We start from the raw sequence: 13,680 nt of genomic DNA on the forward strand, positions 1-13,680 counted from the left end.
TTTCGTTAGCAACAAGTAGTTATGAATAAACAAAAACGATTAGAAATACTCACTCGCCTGCGCGATGACAACCCTAACCCAACCACGGAGCTAAACTTCAGTTCACCGTTTGAGTTATTGATAGCGGTATTACTTTCTGCGCAAGCAACCGATGTCAGTGTTAACAAGGCAACCGATAAATTATTCCCGGTCGCCAATACCCCACAAGGTATTTTAGATTTAGGCTTAGATAAACTAAAAGACTACATCAAAACCATTGGCCTGTTTAATTCAAAAGCAGAAAACACCATTAAAACCTGCCAAATCCTGATGGATAAACACAATGGTGAGGTCCCAGAAAACCGCGAAGCGTTAGAAGCCCTACCTGGTGTTGGCCGTAAAACGGCTAATGTGGTACTTAATACCGCCTTTGGCTGGCCGACCATCGCCGTCGATACCCACATTGATCGGGTGTCCAATCGTACTAAGTTTGCCATGGGCAAAAACGTTCGCGAAGTGGAAGAAAAGCTATTAAAAGTCGTGCCGAAAGAATTTAAAGTCGATGTCCACCACTGGCTGATTCTTCATGGCCGCTATGTGTGTACCGCCCGCAAACCAAAATGTGGTGCGTGTATTATTGAAGACTTGTGTGAATACAAAGACAAAACAGAGTAACAAAATTTAAAGGCACTATTTTTTAGTGCCTTTACTTAAAAACGTGTTTTAAAAAAATACACTGTGACAATACTTTGTAAGAAATGGCAGCGTACATTCAATCTACCTAAAACTGAAAGCCTTGTTCCAATTCCAGAATCTTTCTTTTTAATGGTAACCCTCCACCATAACCAACTAATTCATTATTTGAGCCTATAACGCGATGACAAGGAACAATAATAGCAAGGGCATTTGCACCATTTGCAGAAGCGACGGCTCGCACAGCACGTTTATTACCAATTGCTGTCGCAAGATCCTGATAGGTTGTCGTATCGCCATATTCAACAGCCATCAAAGCGCGCCACACTGATCTTTGAAATTCTGTCCCTACATGTAACAAACGCATATCGAAGGAATTTTTTTGCCCTAAAAAGAACGCGTCAAGTTGATTTTTAGTTTGCTCTAGCACGTCGTCATTCTGCTCTACGAAACTAGCGTTTAACCCACGCTGAATTCTTTTATCAACGGTGCGTCTCATTTTTCTATAACGAAAGTCACACAAACATAATCGATTATCATACGAGCCTAAAATAAACTCTGCATAAGGGTGTTTATGGTATTGAATGTTAATTCTATTTTTCATGATGCTCACTACAGCAGGCAATGATTAGTTACGAAAAAATTAAGTAAACAGCGGCTGACAAGAGTTTTTATGTTTAATATCAACCAAAAGATTTGTTAGTTGCCCGTAAATTTTGTCGTGAGAAAAGTTGCCTGTGCTGACACGCTTAACACCTAAATCGGCTAGTACCGTAATATCCGGCAAATCAGGCATCGCCATAACATTTAGCGGAAGGGTTGTCGCCTCAACTATTGCGCGAATATCTTCTTTACAGGTGACGCACGGAAAGAACACCCCGTTCGCTCCAGCATGTTGATAACTTTTAGCCCTCAGAATCGCTTCTTCACGCGCCCCTTCGATCCCCAACAAAAAAACATCACTGCGTACATTGATGAAAACATCACCCCCCCGTTCGGTAAGATATGTTCGCAAGCTACGTATTAGCTCAGAAAAGCTTTCACGTGCTACTAATGTTCTTGTTTCACCGACTAAACTGTCTTCGATATTCACACCAATAACCCCAAGATTGCATAGTTGCTTAATATGCTCGGCGATAACCTTAGGATCTCTGCTATATCCTGCCTCGATATCAACCGTTAAAGGCAGTGAGGTTGTCGTAGCGATGCGCTCAATCATAAAAGCCAATTCATCAAACGGCATCCGTTCTCCATCGTCATAACCAAGTACGCTAGCTATCGCCGCACTCGACGTACCTAAGGCGTGATACCCAGCTTGCTCTGCGCATGTAGCACTTGATACATCCCAGACATTAGCGAGTAATAACGGCTTATCTTGTTGGTGTAGATTTTTAAACCCCTGCATATAATTTCCTCTGTGTTATTTAAATCGACTTATTGCAAAGCACTCTTTATCAACTAAAGATCATTCTCGTTATTCTCAATACTAAACACCAACGATAAAAATCGACTTGTTATATAAGAAATACTTATAATGCTAGACATAAGTCTCACGGAGCGCAGACAGTGTTTAAAAATATAAACTTACTTGTGACCTTTGAATGTGCAGCAAGGCACAAAAGCTATAGCATTGCAGCACAGGAGCTGTGTATATCTCAAGCTGCGGTTAGTCAGCAGATGCGACAATTAGAGCAAGCACTTAATACAAAGCTATTCATCCGTAAAGCCAAACATATGCACCTTAGTCAACAAGGGAAAATTTTGTTTGATTCCTCCAAGAACGCGTTGAGCATGATTAACCAAGGCATAAGCCAAATTTATCAAGAAGATATAGCAGGAGAGCTTACGGTGACGTCGACGCAAGCGTTTACGTCACTGTGGCTAATGCCGAGGCTACAAAGCTTTGCGAAATTGCACCCTAATATCCAGATCAGATTCCTTCCCTCTGCTGGCTTTGAAGACTTTAAGCAATCACACATCGATTTAGCGATAAGATTTGGCACTCAAATAACACAGAACACACCTAAAAATTTGGTTTGTGAATACTTTGGCGAAGCCTCTGTTTACCCGATTTGCTCGGCTGAATTAGCCAATTCCTTAAGCTTAACCTCACCAGTCGATCTCCTGTCTACATGGTTAGTAACACTCGAGGCTCCCGGCGCATATACCTGGCAAGCTTGGTTCAACAGCGTCAATGTCACTGGTTATGAGCAACATAAACAATGGACAAAAGTGAATAGCACTGATACCGCACTTACCGCGGTATTAAATGGTCACGGGGTTACGTTGGCAGCGCCTTATTTATGTAAGCAACAGCTAGACTCGGGTGAGTTAGTCATCCCTTTTAACTTGCCTCATCCTGCAACCGTTAAGCGCTATATGGTTTACGACCAAAACTCGAGCAGATTAACAAGGTTAAAAGTATTTATGGAATGGTTAAAACAAGAAACATCACTGATGTAACATTCAATCAAAACAAACAGCTGACTTCTTTTATTCTGTTTTTAGGGCAAACAGGCACTGCATTAATTACGATCGGCTGGCCCATCATTACAAAACAGATCAAGCATAACAACCGTTTAGAGCAAGAGGTGCTCAATCTTTTGCTTTCACAAAAGCGGACGTCTAAAATTTCAATGTTTACAGCCATCATTAGCGATAAAGCGCTCAACCTAAATGTAAGACACGTCGATCAAACTGACTCAAATTATATCTTAAATTCAATACGATATAGAGGCTTCGCTGCTTCGAGCATTCCATTAGTACGTGCAAATATTTTCATCACCGTTGCAAACTTTTTTAGTCGTTGTCTCGACTTAATAGATATGCTCAGCGTGATAAAGAACATAAAGACTATGCATTTAAAAACATCTATCAATTTAATTTTTAAATTGGATGGTTACGAGCGATGCGGGTTAACTAAGCACAAAACTTATAAAAACAGCGACTTATCACACTACATCAATATGGTTTAAGGAGAGATTTATCCTAACGCTTAGCAAAGTAACTATGCCACTACACTAACCAATTTATCAACAAAAAGAACGATCATTCATCATCAAATAACACAAGGATCTCCAATGAATCGCATTCGCTTTATAGTCGTTTTAATCACACTTAGTGCCCTGTCGACATGTAAGGTAGTTGCTAGTCAAGGCTCAACCGACGAGGGACCGCAATTTACCTTTGTTGCCAGTGCAACAGCAGACTTCACAGCGGCACAACAAGAGCGTATTAAAAAACTTACCGTGAAGGTCATTACCAAAATGCGAAAATCTTTCCCCGCATTATCAAACAAAATTCATTTCAATATGTTGATGGTGGATCGTGATTTAACACTCGTCAATGGTGTTGCTGGCCGAGCAGATCGCGCAAATGCTATTGAAATCAATATATCATCCCTATATGCAGGGGGTGTGGACAAAGCAATCGAGGATTCACTGACGGTGGCATTGTTCCACGAATTACACCACGTCGTTCGCGGCTGGTTGGTGTTAGAGAATAAGTTTGAACACGGTATTGATATTGCCGCCATTAATGAAGGTTTAGCGGAAGTCTACTCTGAGCTTGAAGCAGGACACCCCCATGGTAATTATTCGACTACCGCAGACTTTGATGCATGGACGAAAGAAATTTTGGCCCTGCCTGTTGAAGCCCACGGTAAATACGCACAATGGATGTTTCAGCACCCTGATGGTCGCCAAGCGATTGGCTACCGCACCGGCGCATGGATCGTTAAAAAAGCCATGGCGACTTCAGGGAAAGGCATCGTAGAGCTGACGCAAATGTCGGTAAAAGATATATACGCCCTTGCGGGGTATCAGTTTAGAAATAGCAACTAATTTGTTACTCGCTCAGATCGAGTCTGAACGAATACACTGTTACATTTCGAAGACGCTCAGTTGTATTTGTTCAGACTAGTGCAATTTCAATTGTTCATAAACAAACATCAAGCCCTTAGACAGTCCAACTGGGAAGGTTGAGTAATGATCTGTGCCATCGATTATTTCGCCCACTAATGTCAAGCCCTGATAGTTCCGAGCGTGTAAATGGTTGACGAACCGAGTCTGGTCAACAGCCATGTCGTTATTCATGCCATTATTTTTTGTTTCTAGCGCCCCCGTAGCGATGTAAACATTCGCGTTTAATTGTTGCGTTCTGGCGTGGTAATTATGTTCAATGTTATAAATTAAATCATTTTTATACCAAAGTGACGGGCTGGTAAGTATGTAGCTAGAAAATAACTCGGGCTTTGACAGCAATACCCACGCACCAAATGATCCACCTAACGATTGGCCTGATAAAATTCTTTGATTGGTATTTACTCGGTAGTTATTTTCCACGTATGTAAACACCTCATCTTCTATAAACTGAAGATAACGCGGTGCACCGCCGGTTTCGTATTTTGTCCAAGACGTATCTTCTTCAGGAGTGAGATCTCGCACACGACTATACTGTCCGTTTTGGCCTTTGGCGAAAGAGATCCCGACAATAATCACTTTATCCATTTGCTTCATATGAGTCACACCTGCAGCAACTTTAAATGTGTACGGACCATCATTTAAAAACAGCACCGGATACTTTTTTGCGCGATTGTTTTGCTGGCCGTAGTCCTTAGGCACTTTTATAAGCAAATCGTATTTTCGTCCCAATACCTTAGAATCAATGGTCACTATCGCACTGTTATCAATTGCAACGTGATGACTTTGGGCAAGTGCCGTATTATTCCAGTACATAAATGTGCACAGAGCCCAAGCAAAGCTTGCCGTAAAAAACACCTTCATTATATTTTTCCTCGACGTTATTTAAACACATGGTATTGTGCAAAGAGCTGATCTATGTAATCCGTGTTTTCACTCTCGTGGCGCAGCTCGGCGGTATCAACCCCGCTCGAGTGTAAGATAGAAGCAACTCTACCTTGTTTATTAAATGTCGATGATTTCGCGTCGTAACGTGCCGCAATGGGATCGGTATAAGCGTGTTGCGGCGAGATAATCTCCCAGCCTTTTGCCCGTATATGCTGAATCAGTTTGTCTAAATACAGCGCAGCGACTTCATTTTCATGCAATAACAAAACATGTTTAGGCGAGCGCTTTAAATGTTTTTGAGCTAGCGAGTCATAAAACTCGATGCTAGCCCAAAGCGCATCAACATAAAGTTGGCCAAGTTTTTCATAGTCGACCTGCAAGCCACTCGCTTGCGCATTTACCAATTTGGCATTTATGTACCAATCGTAATTATCTACCGTGACATAACCCAATTGGTAGCCTTTACGTTTCAAATGGGTCGCGATGGCTTCGCGCTTATTCACACTCTGACCATAATGAAGATAAGGGTGGCGATGAAACTTCAATACCCCTTGGTATTTCTGCAACATTGCATGGGATGTATCAAAATCATCTAAATAAACTTGAGTATCAACCTTATTAGCCGATATGTGATTATGGCTGTGATGTGCAAGGTGAAACCCAGCGTCGGTATATGCTTGTAATCGATGTATGTCCGATTCGGTATGTATATTCCCAGTGGTAACAAAAAACAAAGCGTCCGACACCTTGTTATCTTTTAAGTGGTTGATAATTAGCTTGGTTTTTTCCTTCCCTGCCATTAAATGACTGCCACTTAATGGTGCATCATCAAAGGTGATCGCTATTTGTTTTGCATCAGACGGACTCGACAAAAACACAATTAATGAGATTGTTGCTATTTGACACCATTTCACGATTAGTACTCCACGGCTTTTATTGTTCTATGCATGCTACCTTTTGTGCGTCTCGCCAAGGTTCAAAACATTCAGTTACGGCGATATCAGTTCTCCGTCCCAATATTGCTTTTAATGCGTGAGGTGGTAGCGAACACATCACCATTATGTGCTTTTGCTCAGTATGTTCACGACACACTCTTGCTGTGCGCCCTTGTGTCGCGATAAAGTGCACTAAAGCAAGCACAAGTCAATATGGATAACACACCAACGCTCATATCACTTTTGCCAGTTGCAATTGTTGCATAACGGCATCGATCCGCATTTTCCCGACTTCTTTAAAGGACGGGCCGTCTATATTCAAAGCAAAATAATACACACCGTCTTTATTTTCAACAAAGCCAACATACCAACCGAGGTACTGTCCGTTGCCAATGCCCCCTGCCCCTGTTTTCGCATACAGTTTATAATCACTGGTCGATGTCACCAACATGATGCGCTTTAACTGCGCCAGCGCATTGTCCGAAACCGGTAGCTCTCGTTGGTACATGCGCTGTAAAAAGTCCACCTGCTCTTTGGCACTAATTTTTATACTTTTGTTAAGCCAGAAATTGTCTATACCAGAGGAGATGTCTTGATTGCCGTAGGCAAATGCTTTTAGGTATTGATTCATCTGATCCTGACCAATTTTTTTAGCCGTTGTTTGGTAAATTGGGAGTGCTGAATATTTAAACGCCGTTTGCAAAGAAATCGGTTTTTTGTACCAAATTTCAGGCCACCAGTTTTCAACAGGATAACGTTCCCTATCAAACGTGAGTACAACCTCGGTATTTTCAATTATCCCTAAATCTAGCGCTATCAATGAGTTGGGGATTTTAAATGTAGACCACGGGGTCATACGTTGCTGAGCACGTTCAGCATTGACAATGGTGTACTCGCCATTATCTTCACTTTTAAGTACAAAGGTGCAGTTACGCTGACACAAGGTATCTGCTGACGAGGGCGATGAACATAACGCGATAGCGAGAAAACATAAAATATAATTTAAGCGATGCATTAACTTACCTGTTAAATGTAAAAGAAGTTGACCAGAAGTTAAACTTAACCCTTTGATAATCTGCACCTTATTTAGTTCAATCAGTTCGCGATAAATTAATGTGTACGAGCTCTTTCAATACCGCGAACCTCGAAACCTGTTAGTATCTGATACACGCTTGATCATTCTTGGCCATTTTGAGACGACACTTTGTGTAGGTTTAATAGCTTATCTTTAAGGCGTTGCGAATAGGTTACGAAGTTAGTTAACGTACCCGCATCTTTTCGGTCGGTATCCGCAAGCAACAATAAGATCTTTCGTTGAGCTTGATTTAGGTTCACTTGTAATCGCTTAGCTGCCTTATCAATTTGCTCACTTTTCGGCTCACACAAGTGCTCACTTATTGCCGTGAACAACTTCAATGTATGATTTGATAACTCTCTAATTAAAATAACAATATCACTTTTCAATTCAATATATTGTTTGGTCATTATTCGTTTACTTTCAAATAAGTCAGTAATCGAGTCATGGATTTGGAACAAGTAATCGTATCGATTAATGTGCGTTATCAGATCTTTTGACTGTTCTTCATCATTAATCTTGCAAACCGTCGACGTGAAGTACGCCATATATTCTTTTTCGAGAAAATTGACGTACTCTATTCGCTTTTGCGCCGTATCTTGAATGCCCTTATAGTTCGTTTCTAAACTTAACGTCACCTGATTGTAGTTCTCTTTCAAAAAATTAAGGACCTGCTGATTACCCTGTTCAAGGCGTTCAACGATGTCTTGAAACGCCTCATCGTCCTGAAATGTGGGCAATTCCAGGCGCTCGAAATCCATTTTCCCTTCGCCTAATAAAAAATCAATAAAGCGCGTGAACGGGGTCACAAAAACAATAAAGATCAGGCTGGCGACAATGTTAAAAATAAAATGGATATTCGCTAAGGCTATCGCAGGATCCAACGTCACGTCACTGAGCTTATGACCGAAGAATAAAACGACCGGTAAAAATATCAACACGCCCCCCACATTAAATAAAAGGTGACTTAGTGCTGTCTTTTTCGCCGCCACATCCATGCCAAATACGGCGATCATTGCCGTTGCCGTTGTGCCAATATTGGCCCCCATCATAAGTGGTACAGCATTTTCAAGCCCCAATACACCTTGCTGAGTAAGAATAATAGCAAGACCTGTGGTTACAGAGCTCGACTGCACTAATGCCGTAAAAAGACAACCGAGTAAAATAGCAATCAGTGGGTTTTGCGGCTGAGTTAAAATACGAATTAGCTCGGGATTCTCTTGCAATGGTGCAAGTGACGTGGAAATAAGATTAAGGCTGAAAAAAACAAAGCCGAAATAAAAAACCGTCTTACCTAAGATGGAAAACCTGTTTCGAGTTAACGAGAGGAAAAAGCCAATGATAATGATCATTGGCGCAAAATCTGTGAGCTTAAAAGCCACTAACTGTGCAGTGATCGTGGTGCCGACATTCGAACCAAAAATAATACCGACACTATTTTTAAAGGTTAACACACCCGCGTTTACTAAGCTGATGGTGATAACGGATGTGGCCGAACTCGACTGAATAAATGCCGTAACAATGGCGCCAATAAGAACCCCTAAAATCGGCATGCGGGTAGCTTGAGAGAGTGACTTTCGAAAGCGCGCAACAGAAATACGTTCTATTTCACGCGAAAAATTCTCAAGGCCAAAAATAAAGAGAATTATGGCGGTTAACCCCGCCATCACAACAGTCAGGGTTTCCATATCATTCCCAGCGACACTAAATTTACGAGTATTCTAGAAAAAGCATAGGTTTGCCAGACACGTAGTGCAATGTGGGCACCAAAGTAATGTTGGTCCATACTCTACATATGACAATTAATGATATAGCTTGTGAAAACAGCCCAAGAGATCCGAAAACAAGCATACTGGTGACGCAGTGAATCAAAACGAGAAGGACAAATTACGACTGGAGAGGCAAGCAGCTGAATTATTTGCTGATAACTTCGCTCGGCTGTTTGATCACCAATTAAATTTTACATCACACAATGCGCCGCAAAAACCCGATGTCAGCTACCAACTCGATAACGAACCTATCGATTTTGAAATTGCCCATTTATATGGATCGCAAGCGGAAGCTCAGCACATATTGGGAAAGTCTCTCGATGCCCAAACTCAACAAGAGCTCTATCAACTCGAAGCAGAAAACAACACTGATCAGCGTTTAGTCAAAGCCCTTAATCGCATTTTATGTAACAAATCGAAAAAGCAATACGACAGCCAGCGCGTTTGGCTTGTGATACGCAATGCGAATCCGTTATGGTCGAAGCAAAGTATTTTAACGAACGTGGATAAAATCAACGTGCCAAGAAAGCACCCGTTTGAACAGATCTGGTTGATTGCCGACTTTGAAGGTAAAACGGGTTTAATTCCGCTAATCAATAAGACAGCTTAGTCCTGGATTATACACAACAAGTAAACTTAACGTACATGGCTACTGTCCATAGCCTATACTTGTCTACGCAGCGCAATTAGTGTTAATTGCAACCACGAAGCCTTTCAGATAAATGGACACAACCTAAGGCTGTGTTCAGCTCATATTAACCAAAACGATTGCCTTGTCCGTTTTCTCTATTTTAGGTGACTCATACCTGTTGTTCGAGTGCGTTTATAAACCACAGAGTTCTATGGAATTAATCGTCTCTCACTACTTGTTTGAACTATTAAAACACTGGTCTGCAGTTACGTCCTAAAATACGTGAAAACTACTCTAACCGTATCGTTATTGAACGATAGTAAGTTTGTAAAATACCGATTTGGAGTTCTTAATATGAAACAAATCATACGTGTAGTCAGTCTTAGTCTAGTCGCTTTTTGTACTGGCGACTTATTGGCAGCCCCTAATAATTCGAATAATGCCAATAATCCCTTTGTCGAGTTAAATGGTGAATTAATCACTGTCCAAGGGGCTGTTTCTTCGTTACAGGATCAGATTGACGCTCTCGTAGGTAGAGTGGAAACGGTTGAGCAACGAGTAGCGGCCAATGAACAAGGGATAAATTCCCTTCAGTCACAAAATGCCATGCTAGAGTCTTTGATTCAGCAAAATCTTGTCGATATAGCATCCATCGAAGCAACCATAACATCATTGCAAAATGACATAGATGCCAACGCAGGATTAATCACGAACTTGCAAAACGCGCTTATCGCTGTTGAAGAAGGTGCTATCGACCTTGAACAAAACTTACAAAGTCAGATAGATAATAACCTTGCACTGATTGGTGCGATTGAATCAGAAATTAGCTTGATAAATAGTGCCATTGCAACACATCAGTTAATTGTTTCCGGAAATTGTCCAGCAGGGCAAGCTATTAGAGAAATACAACCAGACGGCAGTGTATTGTGTGAAATAGTCGATTCCGGTGGTTCAGAAACATCCATTCGCCAATACAGGATCCATATAACCACACAGGTGGCTCAGTATGCTAGTGGAAGTATCATTATGACTTGTCCATCTGATACAATTTTAATGAGTGGTGGCTTTACCCATTCTCTTGGTGGTACGAGATACTTATTCAGTTACCCGCCTCTGGGTATTACCGGTGATCCAGCGCCTTATGGCGAAGGCTCGAGACGCTGGCGTGTATATGCCGGACCTGCCGAATATGCCGGATATTTAAATGGATACGCCATTTGTATTGGATTTTAAAATCAACTTGCTAGGGGCTGTGCCCTAGGTCTTGATCATTTTATTATTGATTAACTAGACGAGCTAGTGAGTTGGGGCTATCTAACTGACAATATCAAACACCGATATTAGTACGAGTTACTGTGTCTGAGTTGAAGAAACGAAGTCGGTATCACGAACACAGACACTGTGTATTGAGACACCGACAACTAACATCCCCTCACAGGCTATGGGAAAGAATAACGAATGATGCGTTTCAATACCGAGCCATATTGACTGAAAAAATTCCCTGTGTTGTACTGAATGCCATGCTGGGTAAGAATGTTTCTCACCTGAGGCGCGATGTCGCGATAGCGTTTGGCTGGCATATCGGGGAATAAGTGATGCTCAATCTGAAAACTTAGATGCCCCGTCAATACATGGAACCAGTTACCACCTTGCAAGTTGGATGATCCCAATGCTTGACGATAATACCACTGCCCTTTGCTTTCATTTTGGCATTCTTGCTCAGAGAAGGTTTGCACGTCGCCGGTGAAATGGCCACAAAAGATAATGGTTGATGTCCATAAATTTCGTAAAATATTCGCGATAAAGTTACCAGCCAACACCCACAAAAACAGTGGACCAGCCAGTAGCGGAAACAATAAATAATCTTTCACCAATTGTCTGGCGCCTTTACTGAAAAAGCGCTTTTTTAACTCAGCATGAGATACCTTGTTATCACGATTGTCTTTTTTCTTACCAAAAAATACCCGCTCTGCTGCCATCTCATGGTAAGACACGCCCCATTGAAATAACACACTCAAAATAACGTAGGTGATAAATTGCCAGAGGTTTTTTACTCGCCATCGAAAATCGTTCGACAAACGCAGTAAGCCATAACCAAAGTCTCTGTCTTTACCAATAATGTTAGTGTACGTATGGTGTTCATAGTTATGTACTCGATTCCAACTGGCCCCATCACAGGCGATATCCCATTCGTACGATTTGGAATTGATGTGTTTATCATTCATCCAGTCGTACTGACCATGCATCACATTATGACCGATTTCCATGTTATCTAATATTTTGCCAACGGCCAGTGCCAGCACCCCAACGCCCCATAGCACGGGGGTGATGAAGCCAAGTAGCAATAACAAACGGCCAGACCACTCACAGACGCGTTGCAAAACAATAATGCGTCTTATGTAATCGGCGTCATCTTGGCCGACTTTCGCCATGGTTTTGGCTCGCAGCGCATCGAGTTGCTCGCCCAGTAACTCATAATTTGGTTTGCTCATGTTGCTCATACCTTTAACTCCACATCAGTCATCAGTTGCGACACACATAATTGGATCAGCTCTTCTCCTCGATCAGACAATTGACCAGTGAGGACGTTTTTCACCACACCACGTGTTTTTGTGCACTGACATTGATGACATATCCCCATCTTACAGCCATACGTTACCGGCTCACCGTGTTCGATAAGTTGGGTTAACACCACAGACTGATTACTTAGGGCAATGGTTTTGCCATTGATTGATACATCAAATTGCTGTTTTTCGGTGGTATCTATTTGTGCCAGCCCAAAATGCTCTGAATACAGTTCGTTCTGCTGAGAATGGGCATATTCGGCAATACCTTGATAAAACGGTGCCGGACCGCATACGTAAAACGGTATTGCGCCATACTCAGCTAATTGCTGCGTCACATCACCATGACTCGTTCGTGTCATTAACGCGTAACTAAACCCTGGTATCGCCCCGCTCAGCGCCTCAAGCTCATCGACCAGCAAATGCTCGCCTGGTTTGGCGTAATAAAGTAAATGCATTTCTTGAGGTTGATGAGTTGCGCCTTTTAAAGACGATATCATGGCAATAAATGGCGTAATACCTGAGCCAGCGGCGAGTAGTAGTGATTTATCAACCAACTTTTCCGCGACAAAGTCCCCCATAGGGGCCGATATATTTAGCCACTGACCAATCACCAAGTCATGCAGCGATGACGTCAACTGACCGTGTGATTGTTGCTTAATCACCAAACGAACCATACGCTGCGTCTCTACCAGCGACGGCGATGACGCAATGGTAAACACACGAGTTACCAACTTACCGTTAATTTCTAGCGTTAATTCAATATGTTGCCCAGCCTTATGGACGGGCCATGAGCGATCAACCTGCAACGATAAGGCAACCGTATTGGCAACGAGCGAATCCACGCCAACCACCCTAGCTCGATAGAAACCCGCTCGCCACGCAGGTTTAATCGTTTGAACAACGGGTTCCAAATAAGCGCCAAACGATGCATGATGCAAAAATTGTTGGCTCAGCCAATTACAATACTTCTTCATTAATAAAATTCAGCTTACACTTGTACACTACATTAAGCGCACAAGTCTAAGCTTAAAAAACTAAAAATCAACAGTTTTAGATTTCAAAACATGTGGTTTTTGGTTATTTAGTAGAGAAAAGCGATCTTTACACGCCAAATTCACGGTTTTAGGCGTATGTAAATATGAATAGGATCACTATATCTCTCGCCTTACAAAAGAGAATAATGGCATACACATGTTCACCGAATACACAAAAGAATAGATATG

At 41.9% G+C, this 13,680-nt stretch carries 14 protein-coding genes; 6 read left to right on the forward strand and 8 right to left on the reverse strand.

All coding sequences use genetic code 11. The annotated features are described in order from the left end of the window. Positions 1-21: 21 nt before the first annotated feature. Positions 22-654 (forward strand): endonuclease III, encoded by a 633-nt coding sequence (gene nth, locus ACAX20_RS09800; RefSeq protein ID WP_371185834.1) that lies wholly within the window; start codon positions 22-24, stop codon positions 652-654. 106 nt (positions 655-760) lie between these two features. Here the strand turns inward: nth and ACAX20_RS09805 are convergent, their stop codons facing one another. Together ACAX20_RS09805 and ACAX20_RS09810 are read right to left on the reverse strand one after the other, a co-directional pair. Further along, the gene (locus ACAX20_RS09805) at positions 761-1,276 is read right to left on the reverse strand and encodes a methylated-DNA--[protein]-cysteine S-methyltransferase (protein WP_371185835.1); all 516 of its coding nucleotides are present in this window, start codon (positions 1,274-1,276) and stop codon (positions 761-763) included. Between the two features lie 39 nt (positions 1,277-1,315). Further along, on the reverse strand, positions 1,316-2,077 hold the full coding sequence (locus ACAX20_RS09810; RefSeq protein ID WP_371185836.1) for an isocitrate lyase/phosphoenolpyruvate mutase family protein: 762 nt from the start codon (positions 2,075-2,077) through the stop codon (positions 1,316-1,318). 161 nt (positions 2,078-2,238) lie between these two features. Here ACAX20_RS09810 and ACAX20_RS09815 point away from each other — a divergent pair, with 161 nt between their 5' ends. The 3 genes from ACAX20_RS09815 to ACAX20_RS09825 all read left to right on the forward strand — a co-directional run bounded on the left by ACAX20_RS09815 (position 2,239) and on the right by ACAX20_RS09825 (position 4,514). Then, positions 2,239-3,135 carry a LysR substrate-binding domain-containing protein gene (locus ACAX20_RS09815; protein ID WP_371185837.1) on the forward strand — a complete coding sequence of 299 codons (897 nt, stop codon included), beginning with the start codon at positions 2,239-2,241 and terminating at the stop codon, positions 3,133-3,135. Continuing rightward, positions 3,105-3,647 (forward strand): hypothetical protein, encoded by a 543-nt coding sequence (locus ACAX20_RS09820; RefSeq protein ID WP_371185838.1) that lies wholly within the window; start codon positions 3,105-3,107, stop codon positions 3,645-3,647. Before ACAX20_RS09815 ends, ACAX20_RS09820 begins: the two co-directional genes overlap by 31 nt. 105 nt (positions 3,648-3,752) lie before the next feature. After that, positions 3,753-4,514: a DUF2268 domain-containing putative Zn-dependent protease gene (locus ACAX20_RS09825; RefSeq protein ID WP_371185839.1), complete on the forward strand. Its 762-nt coding sequence runs from the start codon at positions 3,753-3,755 to the stop codon at positions 4,512-4,514. A gap of 75 nt (positions 4,515-4,589) precedes the next feature. Here the strand turns inward: ACAX20_RS09825 and ACAX20_RS09830 are convergent, their stop codons facing one another. From ACAX20_RS09830 to ACAX20_RS09845, 4 genes are all read right to left on the reverse strand, one after another. Beyond that, entirely contained in the window at positions 4,590-5,456 is an 867-nt protein-coding gene (locus ACAX20_RS09830) for an alpha/beta hydrolase (RefSeq protein WP_371185840.1), read from the reverse strand. A gap of 17 nt (positions 5,457-5,473) precedes the next feature. After that, positions 5,474-6,352: a polysaccharide deacetylase family protein gene (locus tag ACAX20_RS09835; protein WP_371185842.1), complete on the reverse strand. Its 879-nt coding sequence runs from the start codon at positions 6,350-6,352 to the stop codon at positions 5,474-5,476. 295 nt (positions 6,353-6,647) lie between these two features. Beyond that, entirely contained in the window at positions 6,648-7,430 is a 783-nt protein-coding gene (locus ACAX20_RS09840; protein WP_371185844.1) for a penicillin-binding transpeptidase domain-containing protein, read from the reverse strand. Between the two features lie 161 nt (positions 7,431-7,591). Beyond that, on the reverse strand, positions 7,592-9,178 hold the full coding sequence (locus ACAX20_RS09845; RefSeq protein ID WP_371185846.1) for a Na/Pi cotransporter family protein: 1,587 nt from the start codon (positions 9,176-9,178) through the stop codon (positions 7,592-7,594). A 175-nt stretch (positions 9,179-9,353) separates the two neighbouring features. On the opposite strand from ACAX20_RS09845, the gene ACAX20_RS09850 reads away from it, so the two are divergent. After that, positions 9,354-9,869 carry a hypothetical protein gene (locus ACAX20_RS09850; protein WP_371185848.1) on the forward strand — a complete coding sequence of 172 codons (516 nt, stop codon included), beginning with the start codon at positions 9,354-9,356 and terminating at the stop codon, positions 9,867-9,869. Between the two features lie 375 nt (positions 9,870-10,244). Further along, complete coding sequence (locus tag ACAX20_RS09855; protein WP_371185850.1) at positions 10,245-11,123, forward strand: hypothetical protein; 879 nt, start codon at positions 10,245-10,247, stop codon at positions 11,121-11,123. A 206-nt stretch (positions 11,124-11,329) separates the two neighbouring features. Here the strand turns inward: ACAX20_RS09855 and ACAX20_RS09860 are convergent, their stop codons facing one another. Beyond that, a complete protein-coding gene (locus ACAX20_RS09860; protein ID WP_371185852.1) occupies positions 11,330-12,382 on the reverse strand; it encodes a fatty acid desaturase in 1,053 nt (350 codons plus the stop codon). A gap of 5 nt (positions 12,383-12,387) precedes the next feature. Next, positions 12,388-13,431, reverse strand: coding sequence for a flavin reductase family protein (locus ACAX20_RS09865; RefSeq protein WP_371185854.1), 1,044 nt, complete (start codon positions 13,429-13,431; stop codon positions 12,388-12,390). Positions 13,432-13,680 lie beyond the last annotated feature (249 nt).

The organism is Thalassotalea sp. Sam97 (assembly GCF_041379765.1).
GTDB lineage: Bacteria > Pseudomonadota > Gammaproteobacteria > Enterobacterales > Alteromonadaceae > Thalassotalea_A > Thalassotalea_A maritima.

Excerpts from the sequence above, each read along its gene's own strand:
- ACAX20_RS09830 (WP_371185840.1), bottom strand. The coding sequence starts at position 5,456 with ATGAAGGTGTTTTTTACGGCAAGCTTTGCTTGGGCTCTGTGCACATTT.
- nth (WP_371185834.1), top strand. The coding sequence starts at position 22 with ATGAATAAACAAAAACGATTAGAAATACTCACTCGCCTGCGCGATGAC.
- ACAX20_RS09845 (WP_371185846.1), bottom strand. The coding sequence starts at position 9,178 with ATGGAAACCCTGACTGTTGTGATGGCGGGGTTAACCGCCATAATTCTC.
- ACAX20_RS09820 (WP_371185838.1), top strand. The coding sequence starts at position 3,105 with ATGGTTAAAACAAGAAACATCACTGATGTAACATTCAATCAAAACAAA.
- ACAX20_RS09865 (WP_371185854.1), bottom strand. The coding sequence starts at position 13,431 with ATGAAGAAGTATTGTAATTGGCTGAGCCAACAATTTTTGCATCATGCA.
- ACAX20_RS09840 (WP_371185844.1), bottom strand. The coding sequence starts at position 7,430 with ATGCATCGCTTAAATTATATTTTATGTTTTCTCGCTATCGCGTTATGT.
- ACAX20_RS09810 (WP_371185836.1), bottom strand. The coding sequence starts at position 2,077 with ATGCAGGGGTTTAAAAATCTACACCAACAAGATAAGCCGTTATTACTC.
- ACAX20_RS09860 (WP_371185852.1), bottom strand. The coding sequence starts at position 12,382 with ATGAGCAAACCAAATTATGAGTTACTGGGCGAGCAACTCGATGCGCTG.
- ACAX20_RS09805 (WP_371185835.1), bottom strand. The coding sequence starts at position 1,276 with ATGAAAAATAGAATTAACATTCAATACCATAAACACCCTTATGCAGAG.
- ACAX20_RS09855 (WP_371185850.1), top strand. The coding sequence starts at position 10,245 with ATGAAACAAATCATACGTGTAGTCAGTCTTAGTCTAGTCGCTTTTTGT.
- ACAX20_RS09825 (WP_371185839.1), top strand. The coding sequence starts at position 3,753 with ATGAATCGCATTCGCTTTATAGTCGTTTTAATCACACTTAGTGCCCTG.